Here is a 23522-nt window from a genome sequence, read left to right on the forward strand (position 1 = left end):
ACCGAATTCAAAAAAAAGTAGGTATCTAGAGTTGTAAACGAGCATTATAATGATGTACAAAACTCCAAATTGCAGCAATATGATTTTCCAATTTCTAAGAGTTGGATAAGCTCTTTCTCACCAATCGAGATACTGTCGAAGGGTACAGTTAAATCGCTCGATATAGCTGGTACAACCACTATCGAGAGTCTACACTATAATGACGTTTACTGGGCAATACAGAATCATAAGCACTCCAATGGTCAGTATAAATTACAGCACATTGACGGTAAACAGGTGGCATGGAATTCCATAAAGCACTCTTCTGATACTGCGCTACGATCTCCAATATGTAAACCCACAATTTCCCTAGTCTGGGCATCCAATGCCAGCCAAACCCACTGCTGATTGCCTTTATTGTCAACTTGCCGACCATAACTCATCCATCTGAACATTCAGGCGCTTTTTTGGCTTGGTACTTCGCGACACTTGCTTGTTAACAACAACAGAAGAGAGCATTTACGTACCGCTGCAGTGTATCTTCTGACACTTGTAATACCAGATCAATTCCGGCCGCCGTGAAATACGTTCAAGTAGCATCCGCTGGATTAACTCCTGTTGTTCTTTCGTAATAGCTTTCCACGCGGGATTTAGAACAAATTGACGACCACATTCTCGACATTTGTAGTTTTGTTTACCATGCCGAGTCTGACCGTTACGACTAACTTATTCGGAGCCACAATGGGGGCAAGAATTAATTTCTACTGTCCTATCACCAATGGCAAACACTTCTCTCTAATAGTAGCTTAAGTTTACTCCATCCTTTGCTTCATGGCACTACCCTCCAAGAGCAGTTTTAACACGTAAAATTTTCATCCAAGAACTCGCATTATTTGTCGGTATCCACTTTAAGTCGCTTGGATAAGTGTTTTTTCCAAATCTTACGGAGATTGAGACTCCCCTATCTACCTCTTGAAATTTTTTATCTACCGGGCCACTTTGGTCATATACTACTTTTGGGTTATCTGCTGGATTTTCATCCTTAACCCAATCTTTAGCACCAATCATTTTACCCACTGCGTTATAGTCCTCTGTTTTAGTACACAGGGTAAGCTCATCTAATTTGGTATAAATTGTACTTGACAAAAAGCCGCCAATAAGCTCTATATCTGTGTACCGAACTCAAACCTATAATTAAGTTGGAATCTTATACCAATTCACTATGAAGCTATACTAAATATAGGCTAAAAGTAGAGAAGATCCAATATGGCCAACAAATTTCAGGTAGAAATCCAGGAAACGGTTGAGGAACTAGAGCATCGACTCGAACGGGCTATAACTGCAGTAAGTAAAGAAAAATTACTGCTATTATACTGGATTGCCACCAAAAGAATCAAAACAAGAGAAGAATTAGCCACGATGCTGAAGGGAGACTCTTCAACAATATATCGTTGGTTTAAAACATACAAGCAAGGTGGAATTACAGAATTACTCACAGTAAAAAAAGCTCCCGGGAAGAATCCACATATACCACCCGAAGTCAGAGAAAAATTAATCAAAAAACTGCAAGAACCAGAGGGGGAGACAAGTTATGGCAAATTACAGCTATGGCTCGAAAAAGAATGCGGGATTAAAGTGAGCTATAAAGTAGTACATGACCTAGTTCATTATAAATTAAAAGCTTACCTCTTTCGTCCCAAGACCCCAAAGTAATAAAGTGAACGAAGTTGCACAGACAAACTTTAAAAAAAAACTGTGTGAGATTATCAAAGTAATGATTAAATATTTCGTAAAAGGAAAGCCTGTAAGGATATGGTGTCAGGACGAGAGTAGATTTGGATTGATTACTATGCAGGGCAGGATGATTACATTAAAGGGGGTAAAGCCCGTCGGGAAAAAGCAATGGAAGCGAGGCAACTTTTATGTTTATAAAGTCGTAGAGCCAGCAACAGGCGAACAATATTATCAAGAATTTGCTCGCATCGATAGCAACTGTTTTCAAGAGTTTTTAAATGGATTTAGCCAAAAATACTCAGACTATTTCAATCTAATTATTATGGATAATGGTAGTTTTCATAAAGCTCTCTTATTAGACTGGCACGACCATGTAATGCCAATATATTTACCTGCCTCTAGTCCTGAATTAAATCCGATTGAAAGATTGTGGGAACATAAAAAAAAAGGCCTCAAGTGGGAAAATTATTCGAGTTTAGATAAACTTAAAGAACAGGTAGATATAATTATTAAATCTCTCACGAATGAAGAAGTTTTATCTCTCTGTGGTTCGGACTATATCCTTGAAGCTATATTAAGTGCAGGTTCATAGTGAAGTGGTATTAGCAGCAATTTATAATTATGAGTGAGCTTCGTGGGGGATTAAATTGAAAGCCTTCTATTATAGCATAAATTTTTTTTGCAAGAGGTCTAATGACGAAGGGCTAGTTAATTTCTTGGAGAAGGTGCTGTAAAAAGATTTTAGTGAGGATTGGTCGAACGAAACTCCCAGAACAGGCTACAAACTTGACCTTAACTGGCTCGAACCCTATCTCGAACCATCGGCTATCCTTGAACAAATCAGGAGTCTGGGTGAAACGAGCGAGTTAACAGAAGATCGGAAAAATACGATCGCCCAATTTATCCAAGAATATGAGATGCACCAGCAGGGACAAGGCTCGGATCAGACAAGGATTTAGGCGATCGAATAGCAGTGCTTGAGCCTCGATCCGGTAATCCAAATTATGGGGAGGCTATGAGGCAACTGACTGGCGACGAACGTTAGAAACTCATCGTTCAGGGAAGCAACCAGGGCTAGGCCATAAATTTATTGCTATTCCTTTGCTTCAATCAGCTTTGTTGGTTGCCTGCCTGGGAATAGGGCGCGTATTAGCTGACCCACAGGCACAGAACGCTGCTCGCGAACAAACACCAAGGGCAGGAGGGCAAACAGTCGCAAGACGGCTGAGAGAGCAAACACCGTTGGCAAACCACCAAAATCAGTCAGAGTCGCGACATACCCACCAACCGTGATGCCGATCGCCCCCGTGATTCCAGGAACCGCCGCCGCAACCGCAAAATAAAGCGACTGGTTGCGTAGCGGTGTTACCGACATCATCAGATTGCCACTGCACAGGTCAATCGCTGCCCAAGTCGCACCGCCGAGTATGTGCAACAAGGGGAACCAAGCCCAAAGGAAAATGGGAGAAGTTCCTGATTCTAGCCACAGTAGAGGCGTCAGAGCCACCAAGATGCCTACCATTATCATCAGTGGGCGATTGCCAATCCGGTCAGCCAGTCTGCCCCAGAACATCAGCATCAGCAAGTTAGCACCAGCTCCCAAGCTGTTATAGAGCGTTACCACGCTGACATCTAGGTTGAGATCCCCCAGCAAGTAGAGGTTAAAGAAGGGAGCGCTGACGTTAACCGCAAAGCTCCACAAGCCAGAGTAAAGCAGAAACCTCAAAAAATTGGCATTTTTAAAGAAGCTAAAAACTTTCTTCAAGGGCGACCCCTGGTCTGTATCGGAATCTGCGGCGTGTACTAGCTGCGGGTTGACATCGGTGATCCAGAACTGAAAGATCAGACTGAGTATTGCGAACACAACTCCCACAACCAAGACCACACCGAAGCCAGAGAGCGAACCACCCGGCCACTTCGATACCGCTAGACCCAGCAGCGGCACGCCGATGAGATTGGTTAATGTCACCACACTATTGCGAAAGCCAAAATACCGCCCCCGCAATCGGTCTGGTACTAACACAGCCATCCAGCTAAGAAAGGAAGCACGGCCCAAAGCTTCCATAAAATTACTCAGGCAGATAATTGCCAATGTCAACAGCACCAACTGGCGCGGCTGGATACGAGAGGAGCTGACCAACCAAATCCCAGGCACAATCAGCAACCACGGCAGCCGCGACGAGCCGAAAATCAACAGGGAATACCAGTGGCGACTCTTGAGGCGGTCTCCCAAATAGGCTCCCAGCGGTTGCAGCAAATTGGTTACCTGAGGAATTGAGGCCAGGAGACCAATTTCCACTGTACTGGCACCGAGATCCAGCAAGAAATTACTAAGCAACGCGCCGCCAATAATACTGTAAAACACCGTAGCGAAGCTACCTTCGGTAGTTAATGCCTTGAGGCTTTTCCGAATTTCTGCCTTGGGAATTTTAAGATGCGGGTTTGCCGTAAATACTGTCTCTGATAATGCCTTATTGTCTGGGCTTTTCTCAATGACCAGAGGGGCCAGAGGACTCGTTTCTACTAAAATGCTATCTTCCTGTGGACTGAGCATATTATCTCGGCAATATTTAAAGACTTAATCGGAACTACATTACTGCTTTGATCTGAGTGCCTTTCTAAAGACAAATGTCCTAAAAAATGCTTTATTTAAATAAACCCTGTAATGGCAACCCCTTACCTGCTGAGCGTTAATTAGTATACGCCATAAAGTATTTCAGAAATATAACCACCACCTGTCTCAAATAGTCAGGCTTTTTTTACAGAATTCATATAAAAATACTCTCTATTCTAGTATCAATACTCCGCACAGGTTTTGGGGCAGCGGCTGAAACCCGCATTCTACAGTTAAGATGTGACCTCCTGAGAAAACTGAAACCAGCATTCTACCGTTGGTGATTAAAAACTGTCCGGACTATTGCTAGTATAGTAGAACTTTAATAATTTGACAAAAAGGTTTATAAATAATAATTATTTTTATTTGTCAATAAACTTAAAGTTGTTACTTACAATATTTACTTAAATAAGTTTAGAGTTAATCATTAGAGGTTATTTCTCAAGATAGATTTCTTTCTAAACTCTGAGGAGGATGCAAATATGCCACCTCTAAGGTATATGCAGTTAGAAGTTGAACTGGTAGATTTCAACTCCACCAAACTTTCCTATAGTGACTTCATCTTTAAGCGGAAGAATTTTTAATGAGGATTTTAAGGAGTAGGCTCGATTGAAGCCAATAAATTACAGGTGGTTGCCGTTGTTGGGCTTCGAGGGGCATCGGACTTGAGGTAATCATCAACTTGATTTCAGGAAGGAGGGGCAAAAGGAAGGGGTTGTCTCTGCTAGCACTGAAGTGAGGCTAAATTCTTTGGTGGGGGAGATTTGTATCTCTGGCGGAGAGGCAACCCCTTTCGTTTCAAGATAGGTCGATCGCCCTAGCAGTACATTCCATTAGCTAGAGGAGAGGAAATGGATCGCAGCTTAGGATGTTTAATAAAACAGGGAATTTTCTAGGGAACGATGAGCTTATTACTAATAGATATGGATGGTACGCTCCGTGAACCACTCAGCGGACACCAATACTTCCAACATCCCAAAGATCAACGGATTATTGAAGGTGCCCAGATTGCCATTCGCGCCTACAAAGACGATTGGATAATTGCCGGCATCACCAACCAAGGTGGAGTGGCCGCAGGTCATAAGTCTATGCAAGAGTGCATCCAGGAACAGCAATACACGCTTGAGTTATTCCCAGAGTTGAGAGAGATCTACTTCTGCCCCGACTTTGAGGGTAAAAAGTGTTTCCGCGTCACTGGCCACAATGTTTATAACCACAGCCAAACTAAGTGGTCTGGACAGTACCGCAAACCGCGATCGGGTATGTTGCAACTAGCAATGGTCAGACACAAACACACCCCGCAAAATTCGCTGTATGTGGGCGATCGCCCCGAAGATGAACAGGCTGCGCAACGAGCACGTATACCCTTTCAATGGGCATGGGACTGGATCGAGCAACATCAAGAGGCGATCGTCCCCAACCTTACAGAAGTAAAGTAACTCAAAGAATAATCATGGAACGAGAGATTACAGATAGCAACGGCATTACCTGGGTATGTATTCAAGCCTATTCTGGGATTTCCCACAATGCAGAAAACCAGGATGCGGCTCAGGTTAAAGGACAAGAAGATACGTACTGGGTAGTCTGTACGCCTAGTGGTGGCGCAAAGTCAGTGCGGCTCAAGCTTCAGGGCGAATGGGAAAAATCCTACTCTGATGAGATGTTGCTCAATGAAATTCAAGCACAGCAGGGGGAATGACCACAGCAAAATCAAGTGGTCTGGACAATACCGCAAACCGCGATCGGGTATGCTGTGTCAGGGGAGAGTATGACTCCGGGTTTACCAGTTACGTGCCGTATTTTTAACAATTTTTGCCGACCGCCAGCACTATATTGTTTTAACCATCTATTTACAGTAATTCTCTTTACACCTGGCAGGTTCACTCCATCTGTAAAGCTTTGGTTATATCCAGCTTTTAACCAATCTCGGTGTCTGAATTTGTGGTCGATTAATTATAGTTCACGGGGCTGCGACAAAATTATTTTTAACTCCTCTGGGGTTAAATCAATTTTTTATTGGTAATTTACGTGCATAAAATATTTCTCAAACTCTCAGCATCCTTGTAGTATGATTTTGGGGAACGGACATTAATATTCATTTATTTACATAATTTTTTTCCTGCCGACATACTTAGATATATATACAGCAAGTCGGATGCTCGCACTCCTTCCTATAAAAGTAAAATTCACTGAACAAACACAGCAACAACCCGGTTTCTTGGATAAACCGGGTTGCTAAACACAGAGCTTAGTTTAAATCGGTTCTTCCCCTTGATTAAAGCGCGGAATTACTTGACTTTCTTCGACCACAACAATAGCCTCATTGGGAATATTGAGGATGCCTGTAAATTTATCTTGACTTGCTTTCAAAGCTTGTTCTTTATTTTTGTATTCGGCTAGTTCGCGCTGTAAATTGTCAATAGTCTGTTGAAAGCAAGTGGCTTGTTTGAGCATTTCTTGTTCTGAAAAATCCAGTAATTCAATCAAATTGGCAACTTGATGTTCAAGTAACTGGGTTTCGGTATAATTGTTATTATCAACAAAAAATTTAGAATTTTCTGAATACTCAAACACACTTTTTTCGTCGGGGCTAGACAATGCTGTTTTGACACTAAGTGCCAAATCTTTAAACATTTCAGCCGTGCTTTGGGGAATTTTAACTTTCAGGAACATCACTACGGCAAACAAACTTCCTGACGGCAGAAGTCCCCCAAATCCCAAGACCGACTTGACTTGGTAGGGGAGAATTAAATAATTTTGCTCAGGAATAAAGCGACTGCCTTTTGCCTCTGATACGTGAAAAATATTTAATACTGCTGGCTCTAATTGCAGGAACCTTTCTGGCTCAATTCCGAGGAATGTAGGAATATCTAAACCAAACTGCCGGAGCATTTCCGAAATCGCCGGCATTTGAGCCACTAATTTTGTGCTAACTAATGGAATAGCTGTATTTTCTGCTGCTGTGTGCCGAGAATTCCACTGCGGTTCTGTGCCTGCGGCTGCTAGCAGAGTCCAACATTTCATGTCGGCGGCGGGGGAATTGCCCTTCATTAAGCCGCGGGCGGATTGTTGCAATGAGTCTTCTAATTCCCCGTAGGGATGAGTTTTGAACAAACGCACTAAGGCACAGGTATTTTCTCCTGTTTGCGAATCGCAAAAATGTTGGTAAATATAGTTAACAATCTTTTGGCTGCTGGCTTCCATACTAGCAGTATTTCGACCTAAGTAGCGCAGGACTAAGCTGCATTTAGCCATGTCTTGCGGGGTAAATAAGGTAATATCGTACATGAAAAAATGCTCTCCAAGAGCTCAAACACTCTTGTTCATTTATCGTTAAGGCCGCTACGGCATCCGGAATCCTACTGAGAGTTTTGAACAAAGTGTTAGTTAAAATGTGTATAAAATTTGCCCGCCAAATGCAGCAGTTGTATGGCAGGATACAGAAATTAAGATTAAAGCAAAAAAAATCTATCCCCTAGGGTAGGCCACAAAGGCAGAAAAGCCGATGTATAAGTTGTAAACGGGTTTTTAACCATAAGTTCCCCAAAAAAATTAAAGAAACCCGGCTTTTCACAGGTCGGCCTCGCGTTTTACAGGGCATTTTCGTAGATAAAAGTCGGTTTCTGGATAAGCCATATTCACCGAAATCCTAGAAACTCAATGTGCAATTTTTGTGGCGGGCGATCGCCCGCCGATCAATCAAAATTTGGTAAAATTTCGGCAGTCTTGGACGCAGAAACCGGGTTGGGTTACAGAGAAAAAACCCGGTTTCTTGGGTATTGCTAAGTAGATGCTTTGTTCAAAACTTTTAACCACCCCATACAACTCTATTGAGCTGGTTGAGACTTGGCTTCCAGGGCATCTTTAGCCGACAATCCCTGATCTTGAACGCCAAAATACCACAAACTAGCAGCAGCTTCGGCACGAGTCACCGCTTTCTTCGGCTGAAACAGTGTAGTAAAACCAAAAACGCGGCGAATATTCGCTAAGTCTCCATTGTTAAAATCAGCTAAAACTGCCCGCGATGCCTGGGAATCAATCTTAGAAGCATCTTGAAAACCCCACTTTTCTTTCACTCCCTCAATGTTAGCTGTGGGTAAAACTTGACGACTATCTAAAGGCACTTTCCAGAGAATCATTGTTTCGCGAGTTAAAGGTGCATCGGGGCGAAATTTCACATCTTTACTTTCTCCCGAAAGCGAACTCGGAATTACACCGGCTTCTGCTAAACCTTGAATTGCTGAAAAATCCGGGTCAGTTTTGGGTACGTCAGAAAAGGCTGGTTCGCTAGAGTCTACTGCTAATCTAATTTGTTTGGCTTGACGGCTAGCATAAATCTGATTGTTAGCTGCTACTAACCAGCGGGCGTATTCGCGGCGAGTGACAATTTTGTTGGGTTTGGGCAAAGTGCTGGCTGTTTCTAAATTAGCATTTTCTGCCGTTAGCGAAGCCCTCGGAGAGGATCGCACTTTCAGCACTTCCAACTGACTTAAATCAGCTACATACTGTCGCAACTGTTGAGGAATTTGGGTGTCTAGTTGGCTAACTTGTGCTGATTTTGGCGAGGCGGATGGCGTTGGAGTAGTTCCCTCTGAATTAGATGGAGTTGGTGAAGCGGTTGGAGATGCGCTAGACTCGGAATTGTTAGGTTGGGGACTGGCGGCAATTTCTGAGCCCTCTTTACTGTAGTCGATCGCAAATTCTGTAGAACCCCCTACTTTCTGAGTAGGAGAAAGCGACACAGTTACCCGTAAATTATCTCGCGTTGCTACCAAAGAACCTTGTCCCTCGGCGGTGGGGCGGCTGACTATTTCCCAGTTGCGACGCCCAAACTCTGTCGAGTAAAAGTTCTGAACCGAATTAACCGGATCAGTGCTTTCCCAGCGCAGCCGCACATTTTTTGGCGACGGATCTGTTTGCCTACTAACTTCGATTAACTCAGCATTAGGATAGAGTGGAATCTCTGTGGGGAAATCGGGAGGAAGTTTGGCGGTAGAGTTTGTCTCAATTGCTGTCGCTGGTGGCGGGGAAGAGAAAACTACTGGGTTTTGTTTTAATTTTGGATCGGCGGCTAAAGCTTCTTCGAGGGCCTTGCTGTTGGGGCTGTTTGCACAAGCTGTGACAGCAGCCAGCAGACACACAGCCAGCCCAGTATTTACAGCAGCGAGTATATTGGTTGTATTGGTTTTAGTGATTTTAGATCGCCCTTGAGAGTGGCCTCGCCGTTGAGTAAATATAATATTCAGCATAAATCGCCCCTTTGCAGATATATTTCTAGGCTAGCGCATATCGATCGGGCATATATAATTTTTACCCAAATGAAATTTCTGTATTTACTTCTAGTTACTGCTACATTACTTTCATACCCTGTCAAGTTTGCCCGTCCCGCTGCATCTCAACCAGCCCCGCTGCGGCCAGAAATTCAGACGCCAGAGTGGCAGCCATTTTGCTCGGCGATGGGTCAGTTTGCGATCGATATGCCCGCAAATCCCAAAATTAATTCTGAAACTTTTTCAAATCAAATTATTGCTCATACATACCGCTCGAACTTAAAAAACAAAGAAACTTATTTGCTTCAATACTTTGACCTGGATTTTCGGCTAAGTAACAATAATATCAATAATATCAGAATTACTTTAAATAATGCCGTTGATTTTTTCGTCGTGGCAGCGAATGCTAAAGTCTTGCAAGTGCGGGATATTTCCCTCGGAGGCTATCCCGGAAAAGAATTTGAGTTTCAGCCGCTTTCTCCCACTGAACCTATAGGTGTAGGTCAAGTTTTTTTGGTGGAAACGCGCGTTTACGGCCTGGTTGCTACTACCCCAGAACCCGAAAATGCTCAAAAATTTCTCGACTCTTTTCGTTTGTTTTGAAGCAGGAAGTTTGGCAATGAGTAGCGTAGGAGATTTAACAGATTTAACGGAGAGAGGTTGAGGGAATAAGTCACAGGTTCCAGGGAAGAGAGAAAAATTAGTTGGGATGGGCGATCGAATTTATTCATAAAACTTACGCTTTTCAACTTGGTGTCTATGAAAATATTGACCTGGGCCACAAAAAAGGCGGGTTCAAACCTGTTTCTGAGTAATAATGTGGTCATAACTAAATTACGCTAAATTTGAATTAATACCTTTTTTTCTTTTTTGTACTCTATCTAACGACATAGATAATTTTTACACCCGTGGAGCGATGTAGATCCTTGCTCAAGTTTATATATTTGATATAAGGATTTTTAAATCGCAGAAAGCACAAACCAGAAAGCACAAACAAAGATGCTGTCTTGCTTCATCTGGCTCCCATCTGGCTCAACCAAGTCAGCCTCATTGAAAGCTTACCCGGAGGGTATTAACCTATTATGAACAAACTAACACCAATTCTCCTCAGCGGCATCCTATTATTTGGAGCTGCTGCTTGCAGCGAAGGGGCTAAAACTAGCGCTGATGCTCCTAATTCTACCACAGAAAATACCGCTAGCCCGCCCCCAGCCGAGACAGTTCAAAAAACTCAGGGTGACGCCACTAGCCAGATTCGCCAAAACCAAGCAAATTCTGATATCAGGGCCAGAGAACAGCGCAACAATGTGACGGGTGGCGATGCAATCAGAGCCGATGGCGACCTCCAAAGTGAAGTGCGATCCAAGTTAGAAGTAAACATCACTAAAGGTCAGCTAACTGTTGATGCAAAAGATGGGCTTGTCACCGTAGGTGGCACAGTTCCCAATCAAACTGATTTAGCTAAAATTGAGCCACTAGCTAAAGAGATTAAGGGTGTCAAACAGGTGAATGTTACCGCTGTTGTCGCCCCCGCTGCACCCGCATCGCCTAGCAGCAATCCATAAATTAGAAGGAAGAAATCCGAGGGAAGGCAGGGAGAAGGATGTAGTTATCTAGGAGAGAAGTCTGAGGGAAGAGGGTAAAGTTGGGCCTTGTAAGATTGCTTTGGGAGCGGAGCGCAAGGCTTAGGTGACTCTCTAGGGAGAGCGGGGTTTTAAGTTAAAGAGTGTAAATTGCATTTAAAATTTACGCACTCAAAACTCGCGCAATACCTGCAACTTCCTCTTCCCAATTTCCGATTTTTCAGCCCGGATAATTAGTGGGAAACCAATCTGAAGATAGAGCTGGAATTTATTCCCACCGACCGATGAAAATTGTTGGGAAAAAATGACTAAATGTGATTGATGGCAGAGCATAAATTCTGTGGTTGTGTAAAAGTAGTATATTTTTCAGGAGAAAAAAAATGGCTTTAGGTCAACACAAGCGAGCTGTAGGAGCATTTTCTAATTACCGAGATACGGAACTAGCCCTGATGGAGCTGCAAAGTACCGGGTTTCCGATGAATAAAGTTTCGGTAGTTGGGGAAAATCTCGATCACAGCAAAATTGCGGGCGCTAGCACTGGTACTGGTACTGGTACTGGTAAGGGTACCGACGACCAAGTCGGCGGTGGCGCCAAAGCAGGGGCGACAGCGGGAGTCGTGACGGGCGGTTTGATTGGGTTGCTCGGAAGTATTGGGGCACTGGCGATTCCGGGAGTTGGCCCGGTGATGGCAGGGGGTGCGATCGCAACTCTGCTGGCAGATACTGTAATCGGAGGCGCGATTGGCGCAGCAGCAGGCGGTTTGGTCGGCGGTTTGGTCGGCTTGGGAGTTCCCGAAGAAAAAGCTAAAGTTTATAACGATCGCGTCTCGCGCGGAGAATATTTGGTATTCGTAGAAGGAACAGATGCCGAACTTGCCACAGCCGAAGGAATTATGAGCGTGCGGGGCATTCAGGATTGGGGCATTTATGATGTGCCGGCAGACACCGGCCGCAGAGCTTCGGGTCGCCAGAAGCGCGCCGTGGGAGTATTTTCAACCCGCCGCGAGACGGAACACGCGCTGGGAGAACTGAGAACTGCCGGTTTCGACATGAATCGGGTTTCGGTTATCGCTAAGGATGCTGACTCGAAAGGGGACATCGCAGGCATTGACGTGCACGACAGCACAGATAACAAGGCCGATGAAGGGGCCACAAAAGGCGCCCTCACAGGTGGCACTTTGGGCGGTTTGACAGGCTTGTTGGTAGGTCTGGGCTTAGTGGCTATTCCGGGCATCGGGCCGATTATGCTGGCAGGAGCCTCAGCTACGGCGATCGCCACTACACTTGCCGGTACGGCTTTGGGTGCCGCTGCAGGCAGCTTGATCGGAGCTTTAGTCGGTATGGGAATTCCCGAAGAGGAAGCTAAAGTATACAACGATCGCGTGGCCAGAGGAGATTACTTGGTACTGGTGGACGGCAGCGAAGCAGAAGTCGCTAAAGCTGAAACCATTCTGAGCCGCGGAGGCATTCAGCATTGGAACACCTACGACTATCATCCCAGCGTCGATAACGCTCGGGCTGATTACGGCGCACCTGGCACTCCTGGGGTTGATACTACCGCTGGTGTTTACGATCCCACTCGTGGCACTACCGGCCGCCCTCTGATTTAATAATTCAGAGTTTGTTTGGGTATTGTTTATACTTCCAGCAGGGTAGTCGCACTCGCGCACTCGAATTGTGGAAAGTGATCCAACCAACACCGGCGAGCTAGCGGTTTTACGCTTCGTCGGTAAATTATCTCAAAAGTCGGCTTTTTCTCTGAAAGCCGGCTTTTGTTTTGTTCTGGAAACTTAAAAAAGCCACCTGTCAAAAGTTTAATTTTGATTGGGGGCCGAGTCCGTGAGCTGGGCTTTGCGCCGGAGGATCGATCGGCTCCCTGAATTTTTACAGCAGAAAGCAGAAATCTGCAGCGGTTTTTTAGTCTGTAACACTCACTACTGCTCGATTTTAAACCCCGCAGTATTATCAAATTTAATGACCTAAATTACCACAGATATTGCCCAGTTAGTCAAAGAGCGACTATCTTTAATTATGGGTAGCTAATTTCAGCAACTTATACAGGTGAAGTAGCCAGTCCCACGCGCTCAGAAAAGCCTGCGGTGGTCGGCAAATATTAGAATAATAATATTGTCGTCACCTTCCGGCAAGACTTAGGCTGGTCATTAGTTGGCTGTAGCAGCCGAATTGCCGTTGGCAAGACCTGCTACAGGAATACAGTTTTTCTGGGAATGCCTCAGCGAAACATTTGAGAAGCCCAGGAACAGCTTTTATGTCCGGGAGCGCGTCTGGTGTCGGGTGTTCTGTTAATTAGAACCGCAAGCGCTCATGGATCGAGTAAAGATTAACAGCAAGCACAGCAGCGCGAGAATACCGGAACGGCTCGCGGTTCATTTTTTCGCGAAATCTCAGGCTAATGGCAGCGTATTGCTTGCTTCGCCTGCGACTTCATCACTCCGACGGAAACAGCCTTCCTGTTGGTTTTCACTGGCATCGAGCACAGTGGGGGGAGGTGAGACTAGCTGAGCTGACCAGGCTCTGCTTTCATGGGCGATCGAAGATTGAAGGCACTTATGTAGAAGGCATTAGGGGTAGAAGCTCCGATATCTTGTTTCTTGATTGCACTAATAAATCCGATCGCCTGTACTAGCAATTTTTCTGGTCAGAATGCGGCGCGGCTGCCGCCAGCAATACCCCAAATATTCGATCAACGTTGACAAGATCGATCTAAAACCTCTTGGTATTTTTTTGGTAAATGGTTAGCAGTTAATAGTTAGTGATTAGCAGTTAGTATAAATCCAACTAACAATTAACAACTAATATTAACCGCCAACTAATTACTAGCAAAATAAGACTTACAGGGCTTACACGCGGCGATAAACTCGGTTTTTTTCAGGACTTCCGCGCGGGCAAACTTCAGATTTTACCAGAACCCGGTTTCTTTTCCTAAGTGATAACTAGGTTAGCAGGGTGATGCTATGAATCAAGCAGTTTTGACAATTGTTAGTGTGGCAGTATAGGTTTAAAAAACTTACTGACAAACACGATAGTACAAACTTTCAGACAACAGAGAACATCGAGAAATTAAGGAAACTCACTCAACTTTTTTTATGAATTTCACTGAAATTTTAAGTGCCGATGAACTTTTAATTAGACATAGAAACGGGGAACGAGATTTTCGAGGGGCTAACCTCATTGAAGCTCATTTGAGTGAAGCTAATCTCAGTCGAACAAATTTGAGCAGCGCTAATTTGAAAGGCGCCAACTTAATTAGAAGCAAACTGATTGGAGCTAATTTAAACGGCGCCGACTTGAGCGGGGCTAATTTGTCTAAGGCGAAATTAATTGAAGCTAACCTTGGCAGTTCTAGTTTAACGGGAACTGTGGCGATCGCCGCAGATTTTAGCGGGGCAAATCTCAGCGGAGCAATCTTGTCTCAGGCTGACTTGAGCAAAGCTGTGATGACGGGAGCGAGTTTAGTAGGAGCTTGTTTGCTAAGCGGCTCAAAACTAACTGAGGCTAATTTGAGCGGGGCGACGCTGAGCCGAGCAATTATGAGCGGGGTTGATTTAAGTAGAGCAAATCTGACTAGAGCAATTCTCAGTGAGGTAGATTTGAACGGGGCGAACCTGAGCGGAGCAAATCTAACTCGGGCTTATCTCAATCGCGGAAATCTCAGCGGTGTCAATTTGGTTGGGGCTTCTTTGAGCGAAGCAAGTCTGCGGGAGGCTTCTATTTGCGCTGCTAATTTGAGCGGTGCTGACTTGAGCGGTGCTGACTTACAATCAGCCAATCTAAATGGCTCTAATTTGAGCGGTGCCGACTTGCAGGGAGCTAATTTGAGTAAAGCAAATTTGAATGGTTTGATTCTGCACAATGCTGATTTGAGGGCTGCGAATTTGAACAAAGCTTCTTTGCGGGGAGCTAATTTGAGCGGTGCGAATTTGTCAGGTGCTAGCTTGCTGGAAGCGGATTTGCGGGGGGCGAATTTGAGTCACGCCAATTTGTCGGGAGCGGGTTTGCTGTTGAGTTCTCTGACAGGGGCGAATTTGACAGGAACTAATTTGTCGGAGGCTAATTTGATTGGGGCCAGCTTGAATGTTGATAATTTGAATGAAGCGGCTTTGAGCGGGGCAATTTTGCCCAATGGAGCTACTCACAGCCGGGATTGATGAGTTGATTAACCATTTGATTAACCATAACTAAGTAGGTCAATCTCAAAAAACCGAACACCGAGAAACCCGATTTTTGTATGGGCGGTGCCAAGAGTGCCGGCCCTTCCGGGTTTCTAGCCTCTCCCTCGGCTGGAGCAAATTAAGGCGGTTGGGCTTTAACCGCATTCTAGCAAAAGCCGATTGTGGCAGGAAATATCGATCGGGCGTATCGAACTCCAATCAAACTCAACCTGGCATCGACCCTGGCCAAAGCGCCCAAAAACCCCTGTGCACCACCGATACAACTATTTTTGATTTTTTTGGGAAATATACTTGAAAATTCCTGAACTGCGTGCTATAGTCAAAAGGTTTGAGACATTGTGAGTTAGAGGTAAAACCCCGCAGAATGAAACAATTGGGAACCCATCTGGTCGCTGATGCTTGGCAGTCTCCTGGAGACCTGCTCAACGATCCTGAACGTATCCGCCGCGCCATACTCGATGCGATCGAAGCCGGAGGAGCTACTCTCATCGATTTGTGCGTACACCAGTTTAGTCCTCACGGAGTGACGGCTACTGCTACTTTGGCCGAGTCTCATATAGCAATCCATACTTGGCCTGAACACGGTTATTTTGCTGCAGACTTATTTTTCTGCGGAGCCGGCGACCCTCACCGAGCCATGAAGGTGCTACAGACTGCTTTGGAAGCTAAACAGGTAAAACTCACTGAGTTCACGCGCGGTTTCGAGCCAGGGGTGGGAATCGTAGGTTCTGCTTGTGAAGAGCAGTATGCCCCTCGTTCAGTAGAAACGAGTGCCGCCAGAGGATGATGGCCAATTAGCGTAACTTTGAACATTTTATGCTAGGTTTTGTTTAAAATCCCACGGCTTGAGCCGTGGGATTCTTGTTGGAATTTACTTTTTCATTAATAAAGGGCGGACAACTAAATAACCTGCGCCGAAAGCTGCAATCACAATCAGAAAAATCGCAATGGCCAACCACAATCCGCTTAAGTCTGAAGTTTTTTTGGGTTGAGGTATCACACGGTAAGGAGTTTCCGGCACCTCTGTAAATAATTTTTCTGGAAGTGGCTGCGGAATCGGGGAGCCTTTTGGCTCCGGTTCCGGTAGTGGGAAGGGGAAAGCCACTGTCTGAGGTGGTTGAGGTATGGCAGAGTTAGTCTGCGAGGTTGCAGGTGGTGGGGGCGGAGGTTCAATGCTGAAATTGAATTTGACTGACGGCATCTGAGGCATCCCTGTCTGGGTGACACTCTGAGCCGAGTTGACTACTTGCTGTAACTGTTGGGATACTTGAACTACTGTTTCTACTTCTCGCCGCAGTTGTTGATTTTGTTGGACTAATTGCTGATTGTGGGTTTTGAGGGAGTCCACCATCGCTTGGGCTGCTTGCAGCTCTGCCGTGACTTCTCGATAGAGGGAAATCGGTACTGATGGAGAGTAACTATTTGAGTTTTCAGGGGAAGTATTGTCAGATAAGGTAGTATTTTGCATAATTGTAGATGGCGAGGGTGAACTTGTTTTAGTTTAGCCTGAGAGTATTTACAATTAGATCGATCGCAACACAATTCGTCAAGATATTTGTTACAAATATTGAACGTAAATTTAATTTAATGTTACAAGTTATTAGTCAATCGCTATGAACAACTACGCAACCGAACAAAGTATGTCGCAAAAGTCAAGCACCGAGGAAATGAAATACGGTGAACGCCAGATTTTGGAAGGGGAGTTAATTACTTTCCCGAATCCGCGAGTCGGGCGGCGCTACTCAATTAACATTACTTTGCCGGAGTTTACTTGCAAGTGTCCATTTTCTGGCTATCCAGATTTTGCGACAATTCACGTTACTTACGTGCCAGACGAGCGGGTGGTAGAGTTAAAGGCGCTGAAACTGTACGTTAACAGTTATCGCGATCGCTACATTTCTCACGAAGAATCGATCAATCAAATTTTAGACGATTTTGTGGCGGCTTGCGCGCCGTTGGAAGCGACGATTAAGGGCGATTTTTCGCCACGGGGGAACGTCCACACCGTGATTGAGGTGAGGCACCAGAAGTAGGGTGGGTATTTAGCTGTGGTGGCATTGAGATTTAATTGTGGGGTGGCGTCGAAGCGCACCCCACAAGGGTTTTAAGAAATAAAATTGTTAAAATTAGTAAGTAATTGTAGAGTGCGTCAGGGCAGCCCTCTCAATGTAGTCAAAAATTCCCTCAAACGCTTAAACTCTCGTAGTTGGTAGGGCGTGTACTGCGCGTAGGTTGAGTTTGTTCCCCACCGGAGAGTACGGAGAGACAGGCGTTTCAGCATTTGGATTTTTAAACCAAAGCTCCGTATAGAAATTTTCATTACTTGAAATTTGAAAACTCGGAAAGTGAAATAGCGATTTTCTGCTTTTTATCCGGTTCACATTAACCACCTCAACAAATCTGGCAAGGCGCACCCTACAAACTCAACTAATCTTTTTGATATTTATCGTTGGTGTAAGGTGCGCAGTGCGCACCCTACGGTTAACTTTGACTTACAACAGAAGTCGGGGCGATTCCCTACGGGATAGCTTCGCTTAACGCACTTTTTTCCTCTGCTGTTTTCGATTCTGCCAACTTGTCCAAAATCTCCACAACTTCTCTTTCAAAACTTACCTGAGCGCGATTTGTGCGCCCGCCGACGTATAGTTTGCCGTTTTTTTCCAAAGCCCAAATTTGCGAGTGAGACAGATAGCTCATCAGCACGCTCAGCATCAGCAACCCGAAGCCAGTATAAACGATTGGAATGCCCGGATCGGCTTTAATTTGCAATCCCGTACTGCCTACAACTTCGTCAATTGTCAGCATGACTCCGTTAACTTCTACCGCCGTGCCCGCGCGAACTGTAGTTAACAATTTGCCATCCGTACCGTACACTAACATCGTTCCTTGCAAGTCTTTTGCTAGCAGAGAAACTCCCGCACTCAAATCTGGTTTTGTGGGAATCCAAGCACCCCAAATTCGGCCGTTACCTTGGGTGTCTAGCTGAGCCATTGGCAATTGTAAAACCGGGCTTTTATTGAGGCGAACTCGCACGGCGGCTATTGCCCAATCTGCTTGATAAAATGTGACTCCCCGGTATCTGAGGGGCTCGTTAACGTGAATGGTTTTGCGATCGACCTCTTGGCCTGTTTTGTCCAAAACTGACAGGTCAGAGTAAAATTGGTCGATGCCGCCTTCGGGAGTATAATCAATCCAAAACCGATTAACTCGCATCGACCAATCCTTCGGTATTTGTGGCCCCGCCCAAGGTCCCGCATCCAGGATATTCTGCACCTGAAATGTTTCGCCGCTGGGAACCATTTCTTGACCGAGAAATCCCGTCATCGCGCCCCACATCGACCCAGCTAAAATAATTAGCATACTGGCGTGAACAATAATCGGGCCGATTTTACCAATTATTCCCTTGCGAGCATAAACTTTTTCGCCTTCTCGAAATATGCGGTAGTTTTTTTGCTGCAAAAGTGGTTCTAAGGAACTTAAAGGAACTGTTTCTAATTCCGCACTGAGAGCTAATTTTTCAAACTGCTTTGGTTCTTCATAAAATTTCCAGCGGCGGGCGGCTTTTAATGCCGGAAATTGTCGGGTAAATGTACAAGCTGTTAAGCTGCTGCCGAACAAAATTAGGATTGACAAAAACCACCAAGTGCGGTACACGTGGTCTAGTCCTGCAATTAGCACAACTTTCCAAGTTAGGAAGCCGAACAAAGCGGGGTGTTCTGGATAGTTAGATTGGTAAAATGGTACTGATTGACCTTGTTCGATGACGGTGCCGGAAATGCTGAAAAATGCGATCGCCAGCAGTAAGATAATTGCCAGCCGCAAATCTGCTAGCACCGGCAAGATTTCTCGCTTGAAAAACCTTTGAGGGGCCGTCGCCCAGTTTGATAGTTTAGATAGAAATACTTCTTTTGATGTCATTGGTAATTATGAAGAAAGAAGGAAAAAGGAAGAAGGAAGAAGGAAGAAGGAAGAAAGAGGAGGGAAAAACAAAACATGAATAAAATATTATTATCGAGGAAGTCTCAATCAATTTTGAATTCTTTCTCTTTTCTTTCTTTTTTCCTTCCTTGGAGTTCTTCGCGGTTCGGTTCGTTAAAAAAAACTTAATTCACGCATTCAGTAGAGATTGCTATATCTTTAAATAAAGACTGAAGTCCTTACTACTAAACTTAAGCGGGAAGGATGCGGGAAAGCAGAGAGAAAACGCCAAATCCTACTAGCAAAACACCGCTAACAGGCGTAATCCAACTAGACCACCGACGTAATTCTAACAACTTTTTAATGCTAGCAGTGAAAGTACCTGCTATAATCAGCGGAGCGACGTAGCCAGCAGCATAAAACAGTAGCAGCACACCACCTAAAACTGTATCTCCCGTTTTGGAAACCCAAGCTAAGAGTGTAGCTAAAACCGGCGTGCTGCAGGGAGACGCTACTAAACCAAAAGTTAAGCCCAATAAGTACGATCGCACGCCCGCGGGCAAATCTTTCGGCACCCACCCCACAGCGTCGAAAGACGGCATTTGTAAGGGTAAAGCTTCGAGTAAATTCAGCCCCATTAGAATAGCAATAATGCTGACCAGAATCGGCAAACCCAGGCCAATTTTGCCGTAAACTTGTCCGGCAAATGATGCTACAATACCTAAACCCGCAAGGGTGGTGGCTAATCCCAGGGAAAACCACGCAGACTGGGCTGCTGCTTGCAGGCGACTTTTTGCTTCGTATCCACCGATGTAGCCGATCGTGATCGGCAACATTGAAAGCATACAGGGCGTTAAGCTCGTTAGCAACCCTGCCAGAAAGATGACTCCGACGCTGACTAAACTGAGGTTTGTCAGTTGAGTATTTACTAAATTATTAGCAAATTGTGCGAGTTGATAAAGTTGAGTTTGCAGGGTTTCCATCAGTCGATTTTAGATTTTAGATTTTAGATTTTAGATTGACTCCACAGCCCATCGATTTTAGATTTTAGATTTTAGATTTTAGATTGACTTCACAGCCCATCGATTTTAGATTTTAGATTTTAGATTGACTTCACAGCCCATCGATTTTAGATTTTAGATTGACTCCACAGCCCATCGATTTTAGATTTTAGATTTTAGATTTTAGATTGACTTCACAGCCCATCGATTTTAGATTTTAGAGAGGCTCTACAGATGAATCTGGGAGTTTAAACTAAATATCTAATATTTTTGCTCTTCACGACTCCTGTCGGGGGCTTGTATCCCTAGGCAGGTGACTTCAGGTTCGGGGCTGTTCTGGCTTTGTTGAAAATTGTAACAGATGCGGGCAGGTTCGGTTTGAGATTTAAGATTTTAGCGATATTTACTGGTTGGGAGTTAAAAGGTCGATCGCACCCTGGTTTAAATTGATATCTTGACAGCATCCTCAACAAGCTGTTGGCAACTGGCGCAGCTACACCAGATAATTCATTGACTGCGAAATCGGCCCGAAAGCCTGTTGTGGAAATTATTCAAGCAGACTTTAATTTTACTCTACTTTAAATTAAAGCCACTTTCTTCATTAATAGACCCGTCCGGCATTATTGCCCCTGCCAGCACCGCACCTCTGAGATTTGCGCCCGTTAAAATAGCGCCTTCTAAATTAGCATTGCTCAAATTTGTGACTTGTTTGGAACCTCGGAAAAAGAAGCTGTGCAAGTCAGCACCTGTTAAATTAGTGTCTGCCAAATTAGCATATTGCAAGTCAGCACCGTGCAGCGTCGCATCCGTTAAATTAGCTTGGGTAAGATTGCTTCCCCAAAGTCGAGTATCTAAGACATTAGCATCCTGTAAATTGGCGCGACTCAGATTTGCCAAAGTGAGATTAGCATCCCACAACTTCGTGCTGTTGAAATTAGCTTCGGTCAAATTAGATCGACTGAGATCCGTGCCTAAAATATCAGCATTTGCTAAATTAGCGCCGGTGAGATCTGCGTCAGAAAGATCCGCATCTTTTAAGTTAGCACCGGCCAAATTAGCGCCGCTCAAATTAGCCCCGGACAAATTGGCTTCTTGGAGATTAGCGCCCCGCAAATCGACAGCGCTCAAATCGCATTGCTTCCACAGAAAGCTGACGCACCAATTATCTTTTAATAGGTGACTCACATCCTCCGTATTCGCTGCCATAACAGGAGGAGTTAAGTAGAGAGTGAACAGGACGATCGCCAACACCGTAGCGAAGAAAGTTTTCAACCTCATAACTCTTTTCATTGACACTAACTTGCGCCATAAATTATTGATGTCTAATCAAAGCATAGCAAAGAATCGGCAACTTTCCTCAGCAAGATTACTCAAAAATATTAGTGTAGTGAAAGGTTAATCAGGGTTGGCGCAGGCACAAACTTAACTCAGGTTGTGTTACACCCCCTTTGAGCTAGAAACCCGGTTGATTCACAAATGCCTCCCTGCCAAACTAATTTTTTTCCTAAAAACCTGGTATCGGATAACCGCAAGTTTGATTGGGATTTGCCAGTGCAATATCGCTACAAAGTAATACTTGCAGCAGGCAGTTGCGCTCGCTCTCCCAGGGGCATACCTGCAAACAATCCCGGTATAAACTGCTCAATATGGGAATCAAGAAACCGCTCCTATAGCCTACAAGCCCTATTTTTAAAGGGTTCTAGACGCAATTTTTGTTAATTGCGATCGGCATCACTAACTAAGCCGAACTTTCATCACACAACTCAAGCCCCAGCATCACCCAATCTCATCAAACTTATCACGTTCCTGAAACTACGGATATCACTGTCAGTAGCTGAAGTATGGAGGAAAATGACAGCATACAGTTGAACAGCACTTTTCCCATGCCTACTATCCCCCTTCTCCCAACCCAATTAGTTGTCACAACTATTTTCAATTCGATCGAATCTTTGGGACTCACTAATATTGCCGGCGTATTTTCGGGCGATCAAGCTGAATCCCGACAAGAGGCAAATTTAAAAGTGAGTACCAAAAAGTTTTACACTCAGGGTTTAAAAAATCTCGAACAACAAGACTTGCACGGCGCTATTAAAAATTTTACTGCCACAATTAACATTAATCCCCAATTCGCGTCAGCTTACAACGATCGCGGTGTGGCCCGCTACAAATTAGGCTACAAGCAATCGGCGATCGAAGATTTAACTACAGCCATCGAACTCAATCCTTACCGAGCCAAGTATTACAGCAATCGGGGGTTTATGCTGACTCGTTTAAAAGATTATACTGCGGCGATCGCCGATTACACCTCGGCACTCCTGCTCAACCCCAATTTAACCCAAGCTTACTTTAACCGAGGTGCTATCCACCTGCAAATGGAGAATTCCCTGGCAGCACTAGCTGATTTTGAGTCAGCAATTCGCCTCGATCGCGATTTTGCTAAAGCTTACTTTAACCGAGGAGTGACTAGATATAAATTGAGAGAGGTTCAGGGAGCCTTTGAGGATTTTCAGAAGGCGGCAGGGCTTTTTAAGGAGCAGGGGAGAATGGATTCTTATCAAGAGGCAGTTTCTCAAATTACAAAGCTATGGTGTTAGTTCAATTTGGGAATTGGGAATTGGGAATTGGGAATTGGCTATTGATAATCAGGTAAGGTGCACCCAAGAGCACCCTACACCTATAATTATTGCTTCAGTCTTATTAAAGTTAGCCAATACTCAAAGCCGCGTCTCTGGAAGGCAAGTTATCGGCAAGGTAAGCAGAAGAAAAGTTAATTTCAAAAGCAGCATTTTGAACTGCTGCAGGAGTGGCATTTTGAACCACAGCCAAAGTAACTCCTCCAAATTGAATGAGTGTGTTGCTGCCTGATTGGGTGAATGAGGTGTTGGATAAAGGGCTGGTCAAGCCAATACGATCGCCATCTCCCGGCCTAAAATCAAGAATTATATCGCTCATCCCATCCAACTCAAGAATTTCACCCGTAACCCGAACAAAAGTATCTGCACCTGCGCCGCCGGTGAGAGTATCGCTGTCACTATCGCCGATTAAAACATCGTTACCATCGCCGCCGATTAAAATATCGTTTCCTCGGCCGCCTCGCAAAAAGTCGTTACCAGCATCACCATTGACATTATCGTCGCCGAGATTTCCGTTGATAATATCGTCGTCAACACCGCCGCTAATGGAGTCGTTACCTTTGCCGCCTCGCAAAAAGTCGTCGCCTTCTTCGCCCG

General features: G+C 44.7%; 20 protein-coding genes and 1 pseudogene. 11 read left to right on the forward strand and 10 right to left on the reverse strand.

The window, feature by feature from the left end:
- Positions 1 to 25: 25 nt before the first annotated feature.
- Both QUB77_RS18335 and QUB77_RS18340 read right to left on the reverse strand, forming a co-directional pair.
- Positions 26 to 738, reverse strand: a pseudogene (locus QUB77_RS18335) (IS1 family transposase).
- Between the two features lie 78 nt (positions 739 to 816).
- Positions 817 to 1125: a hypothetical protein gene (locus tag QUB77_RS18340; protein ID WP_333175700.1), complete on the reverse strand. Its 309-nt coding sequence runs from the start codon at positions 1123 to 1125 to the stop codon at positions 817 to 819.
- Between the two features lie 120 nt (positions 1126 to 1245).
- On the opposite strand from QUB77_RS18340, the gene QUB77_RS18345 reads away from it, so the two are divergent.
- Both QUB77_RS18345 and QUB77_RS18350 read left to right on the forward strand, forming a co-directional pair.
- Positions 1246 to 1692, forward strand: a complete 447-nt coding sequence (locus tag QUB77_RS18345; RefSeq protein ID WP_333175702.1) for a helix-turn-helix domain-containing protein — start codon at positions 1246 to 1248, stop codon at positions 1690 to 1692.
- 4 nt (positions 1693 to 1696) lie between these two features.
- A complete protein-coding gene (locus tag QUB77_RS18350) occupies positions 1697 to 2305 on the forward strand; it encodes an IS630 family transposase (protein WP_333175704.1) in 609 nt (202 codons plus the stop codon).
- 501 nt (positions 2306 to 2806) lie between these two features.
- Here the strand turns inward: QUB77_RS18350 and QUB77_RS18355 are convergent.
- A complete protein-coding gene (locus QUB77_RS18355) occupies positions 2807 to 4267 on the reverse strand; it encodes an MFS transporter (protein WP_333175706.1) in 1461 nt (486 codons plus the stop codon).
- Between the two features lie 962 nt (positions 4268 to 5229).
- On the opposite strand from QUB77_RS18355, the gene QUB77_RS18360 reads away from it, so the two are divergent.
- Both QUB77_RS18360 and QUB77_RS18365 read left to right on the forward strand, forming a co-directional pair.
- On the forward strand, positions 5230 to 5766 hold the full coding sequence (locus tag QUB77_RS18360; RefSeq protein WP_333175708.1) for an HAD hydrolase-like protein: 537 nt from the start codon (positions 5230 to 5232) through the stop codon (positions 5764 to 5766).
- Between the two features lie 14 nt (positions 5767 to 5780).
- Entirely contained in the window at positions 5781 to 6026 is a 246-nt protein-coding gene (locus QUB77_RS18365) for a hypothetical protein (RefSeq protein ID WP_190736801.1), read from the forward strand.
- A gap of 554 nt (positions 6027 to 6580) precedes the next feature.
- Here QUB77_RS18365 and QUB77_RS18370 read toward each other — a convergent pair.
- Positions 6581 to 7615 carry a histidine kinase gene (locus tag QUB77_RS18370; protein ID WP_333175712.1) on the reverse strand — a complete coding sequence of 345 codons (1035 nt, stop codon included), beginning with the start codon at positions 7613 to 7615 and terminating at the stop codon, positions 6581 to 6583.
- A 539-nt stretch (positions 7616 to 8154) separates the two neighbouring features.
- Complete coding sequence (locus QUB77_RS18375) at positions 8155 to 9576, reverse strand: S-layer homology domain-containing protein (protein WP_333175714.1); 1422 nt, start codon at positions 9574 to 9576, stop codon at positions 8155 to 8157.
- A 69-nt stretch (positions 9577 to 9645) separates the two neighbouring features.
- On the opposite strand from QUB77_RS18375, the gene QUB77_RS18380 reads away from it, so the two are divergent.
- From QUB77_RS18380 to speD, 5 genes are all read left to right on the forward strand, one after another.
- Positions 9646 to 10200, forward strand: coding sequence for a hypothetical protein (locus QUB77_RS18380; RefSeq protein ID WP_333175716.1), 555 nt, complete (start codon positions 9646 to 9648; stop codon positions 10198 to 10200).
- Positions 10201 to 10679: 479 nt separating this feature from the next.
- On the forward strand, positions 10680 to 11162 hold the full coding sequence (locus QUB77_RS18385) for a BON domain-containing protein (RefSeq protein ID WP_333175717.1): 483 nt from the start codon (positions 10680 to 10682) through the stop codon (positions 11160 to 11162).
- Between the two features lie 398 nt (positions 11163 to 11560).
- The gene (locus tag QUB77_RS18390) at positions 11561 to 12790 is read left to right on the forward strand and encodes a histidine kinase (protein WP_333175719.1); all 1230 of its coding nucleotides are present in this window, start codon (positions 11561 to 11563) and stop codon (positions 12788 to 12790) included.
- Between the two features lie 1497 nt (positions 12791 to 14287).
- Positions 14288 to 15349 carry a pentapeptide repeat-containing protein gene (locus QUB77_RS18395; RefSeq protein ID WP_333175721.1) on the forward strand — a complete coding sequence of 354 codons (1062 nt, stop codon included), beginning with the start codon at positions 14288 to 14290 and terminating at the stop codon, positions 15347 to 15349.
- A gap of 388 nt (positions 15350 to 15737) precedes the next feature.
- A complete protein-coding gene (speD, locus tag QUB77_RS18400; RefSeq protein WP_006633984.1) occupies positions 15738 to 16160 on the forward strand; it encodes an adenosylmethionine decarboxylase in 423 nt (140 codons plus the stop codon).
- Between the two features lie 84 nt (positions 16161 to 16244).
- On the opposite strand, the gene QUB77_RS18405 is transcribed toward speD, so the two are convergent.
- Entirely contained in the window at positions 16245 to 16841 is a 597-nt protein-coding gene (locus QUB77_RS18405; RefSeq protein ID WP_333175723.1) for a hypothetical protein, read from the reverse strand.
- Between the two features lie 145 nt (positions 16842 to 16986).
- On the opposite strand from QUB77_RS18405, the gene queF reads away from it, so the two are divergent.
- A complete protein-coding gene (gene queF, locus QUB77_RS18410) occupies positions 16987 to 17406 on the forward strand; it encodes a preQ(1) synthase (RefSeq protein ID WP_333175725.1) in 420 nt (139 codons plus the stop codon).
- A gap of 484 nt (positions 17407 to 17890) precedes the next feature.
- Here queF and QUB77_RS18415 read toward each other — a convergent pair whose 3' ends face one another.
- The 3 genes from QUB77_RS18415 to QUB77_RS18425 form a co-directional block, all read right to left on the reverse strand.
- Positions 17891 to 19291: a cytochrome c biogenesis protein gene (locus QUB77_RS18415; protein WP_333175727.1), complete on the reverse strand. Its 1401-nt coding sequence runs from the start codon at positions 19289 to 19291 to the stop codon at positions 17891 to 17893.
- A 251-nt stretch (positions 19292 to 19542) separates the two neighbouring features.
- Complete coding sequence (locus tag QUB77_RS18420) at positions 19543 to 20274, reverse strand: cytochrome c biogenesis protein CcdA (protein WP_445251724.1); 732 nt, start codon at positions 20272 to 20274, stop codon at positions 19543 to 19545.
- 591 nt (positions 20275 to 20865) lie between these two features.
- On the reverse strand, positions 20866 to 21582 hold the full coding sequence (locus QUB77_RS18425; protein ID WP_333175729.1) for a pentapeptide repeat-containing protein: 717 nt from the start codon (positions 21580 to 21582) through the stop codon (positions 20866 to 20868).
- A gap of 551 nt (positions 21583 to 22133) precedes the next feature.
- Here QUB77_RS18425 and QUB77_RS18430 point away from each other — a divergent pair.
- A complete protein-coding gene (locus QUB77_RS18430; protein WP_333175730.1) occupies positions 22134 to 22886 on the forward strand; it encodes a tetratricopeptide repeat protein in 753 nt (250 codons plus the stop codon).
- Positions 22887 to 22995: 109 nt separating this feature from the next.
- Here QUB77_RS18430 and QUB77_RS18435 read toward each other — a convergent pair.
- The coding region (locus QUB77_RS18435; protein ID WP_445251725.1) for a calcium-binding protein at positions 22996 to 23522 on the reverse strand (527 nt) is incomplete at its 5' end.

The organism is Microcoleus sp. AT9b-C3, from assembly GCF_036705485.1.
GTDB lineage: Bacteria > Cyanobacteriota > Cyanobacteriia > Cyanobacteriales > Microcoleaceae > Microcoleus.

Excerpts from the sequence above, each read along its gene's own strand:
- QUB77_RS18375 (WP_333175714.1), bottom strand. The coding sequence starts at position 9,576 with ATGCTGAATATTATATTTACTCAACGGCGAGGCCACTCTCAAGGGCGA.
- QUB77_RS18385 (WP_333175717.1), top strand. The coding sequence starts at position 10,680 with ATGAACAAACTAACACCAATTCTCCTCAGCGGCATCCTATTATTTGGA.
- QUB77_RS18365 (WP_190736801.1), top strand. The coding sequence starts at position 5,781 with ATGGAACGAGAGATTACAGATAGCAACGGCATTACCTGGGTATGTATT.
- QUB77_RS18420 (WP_445251724.1), bottom strand. The coding sequence starts at position 20,274 with ATGGAAACCCTGCAAACTCAACTTTATCAACTCGCACAATTTGCTAAT.
- QUB77_RS18390 (WP_333175719.1), top strand. The coding sequence starts at position 11,561 with ATGGCTTTAGGTCAACACAAGCGAGCTGTAGGAGCATTTTCTAATTAC.
- QUB77_RS18345 (WP_333175702.1), top strand. The coding sequence starts at position 1,246 with ATGGCCAACAAATTTCAGGTAGAAATCCAGGAAACGGTTGAGGAACTA.
- queF (WP_333175725.1), top strand. The coding sequence starts at position 16,987 with ATGAACAACTACGCAACCGAACAAAGTATGTCGCAAAAGTCAAGCACC.
- speD (WP_006633984.1), top strand. The coding sequence starts at position 15,738 with ATGAAACAATTGGGAACCCATCTGGTCGCTGATGCTTGGCAGTCTCCT.
- QUB77_RS18415 (WP_333175727.1), bottom strand. The coding sequence starts at position 19,291 with ATGACATCAAAAGAAGTATTTCTATCTAAACTATCAAACTGGGCGACG.
- QUB77_RS18380 (WP_333175716.1), top strand. The coding sequence starts at position 9,646 with ATGAAATTTCTGTATTTACTTCTAGTTACTGCTACATTACTTTCATAC.
- QUB77_RS18360 (WP_333175708.1), top strand. The coding sequence starts at position 5,230 with ATGAGCTTATTACTAATAGATATGGATGGTACGCTCCGTGAACCACTC.
- QUB77_RS18355 (WP_333175706.1), bottom strand. The coding sequence starts at position 4,267 with ATGCTCAGTCCACAGGAAGATAGCATTTTAGTAGAAACGAGTCCTCTG.
- QUB77_RS18370 (WP_333175712.1), bottom strand. The coding sequence starts at position 7,615 with ATGTACGATATTACCTTATTTACCCCGCAAGACATGGCTAAATGCAGC.
- QUB77_RS18395 (WP_333175721.1), top strand. The coding sequence starts at position 14,288 with ATGAATTTCACTGAAATTTTAAGTGCCGATGAACTTTTAATTAGACAT.
- QUB77_RS18425 (WP_333175729.1), bottom strand. The coding sequence starts at position 21,582 with ATGAAAAGAGTTATGAGGTTGAAAACTTTCTTCGCTACGGTGTTGGCG.
- QUB77_RS18405 (WP_333175723.1), bottom strand. The coding sequence starts at position 16,841 with ATGCAAAATACTACCTTATCTGACAATACTTCCCCTGAAAACTCAAAT.
- QUB77_RS18430 (WP_333175730.1), top strand. The coding sequence starts at position 22,134 with ATGGAGGAAAATGACAGCATACAGTTGAACAGCACTTTTCCCATGCCT.